Annotated in this window: 1 protein-coding gene; it reads right to left on the bottom strand. The window is 64.6% G+C overall.

Translation table 11 applies throughout. The features are described 5' to 3' along the window. Nucleotides 1-7: 7 nt before the first annotated feature. Nucleotides 8-1282: an IS30 family transposase gene (locus NAM01S_RS33585; protein ID WP_067793394.1), complete on the bottom strand. Its 1275-nt coding sequence runs from the start codon at nucleotides 1280-1282 to the stop codon at nucleotides 8-10. Nucleotides 1283-1326: the final 44 nt, after the last annotated feature.

The raw sequence follows: 1326 nt of genomic DNA, 5'->3' as shown, positions 1-1326 counted from the left end.
GGTGGATTCAAGCGGTCAATGCAACACCGGGTGGGTTGGACGGGTTTGAGAGTAGCTCGTCGAGGGCTTCGGCGGGTTTCTTCCAGTTCAGTGTTTTGCGGGGCCGGTTGTTGAGGCGGGTGGCGATGAAGTCCAGGTAGTCCGCGGGGAAGACCGAGAGGTCAGTGCCTTTTGGAAAGTATTGACGCAGAAGGCCATTGGTATTCTCGTTGGTGCCTCGCTGCCACGGTGAGTGAGGGTCGCAGAAGTAGATGTCGAGATCGGTGGCGGCGGCGATCTGGGCGTGGTTACGCATCTCGATGCCTTGGTCCCAGGTCAGGGTTCGACGCAGGATCGCCGGCAGCGCCGCCATTTTCGTGATCATCGCCTCCTGCACGGCCAGTGCGCTGTGGTCGTAGGGCAGGTGCAGCAGCAGCACGAACCGGGTCATCCGTTCCACCAGGGTGCCGATCGCCGATGCGCCGTCCTTGCCGATGATCAGATCACCTTCCCAGTGCCCCGGTACCGCACGGTCGGCGATCTCGGGCGGGCGCTGACTGATAGTGATCATGTCCGGGATCCGGGCCAGCCGCTGCCCGGCGCGGCGGCGTGGCCTGCGCACCGCCCGGCCAGTACGTAACTGTGTATGTATCTCACGCCGCAGTCCGCCACGTCCCTGCACGTAGATCGACTGGTAGATGGTCTCGTGTGACACACGCATCTCCGGGGCGTCGGGGAACTCGACCGGCAGCCGGTGGGCGACCTGGGCGGGGCTGTAACCCTCGTCCAGCCAGTCCTGCACCTTCTGCTTCAATCTCTGATTGTCGGCCAGTTTGCCGGTCTTGGGCCGGCATATACGTTGCTCGTAACGAGCTTGGGCCAAACTCGCCCGATACACCACCACCGCGGAACTACCGCTGCGGCGGGCACCGAAACGATGCTTGCGCCGATACCGCGCCTTGGGTCCGGCGCCACGACCCGCCGGCCCGTTCTTGGCGATCTCCCGCATAATCGTCGAGGGCCACCGACCCAGCCGCCGCGCGATCGCATTGATCGATTCCCCCGCGGCCACCCCCACCGCGATCTCCTCCCGCTCGGCGAAACTCAACCGGCGCCTCGGTCCCGCCTTCGGCTCGTCGAACTTCGGTTTCACCCCGCCAGTCTCAGCGAACCACCGCAGCCCCGTCGTTTCCGACACACCAACCCACACACCCGCCTTCCCCACACCGACCCCCGCACCAACCAAATCCCAGAACGCCCTCCGCACCGACCGCAACGACCGCACCGGACCCTGCTGAACCACGCAACACCTCGACTCTCATCGACTGTTGCATCCACCCCTTGAAT

It is taken from the genome of Nocardia amikacinitolerans NBRC 108937 (assembly GCF_001612615.1).
In the GTDB taxonomy this organism is placed as follows: Bacteria; Actinomycetota; Actinomycetes; order Mycobacteriales; family Mycobacteriaceae; genus Nocardia; species Nocardia amikacinitolerans.
The sequence above is the reverse complement of the archived record's forward strand: the minus strand, read 5'-3'. Positions and strand labels throughout refer to the sequence as shown.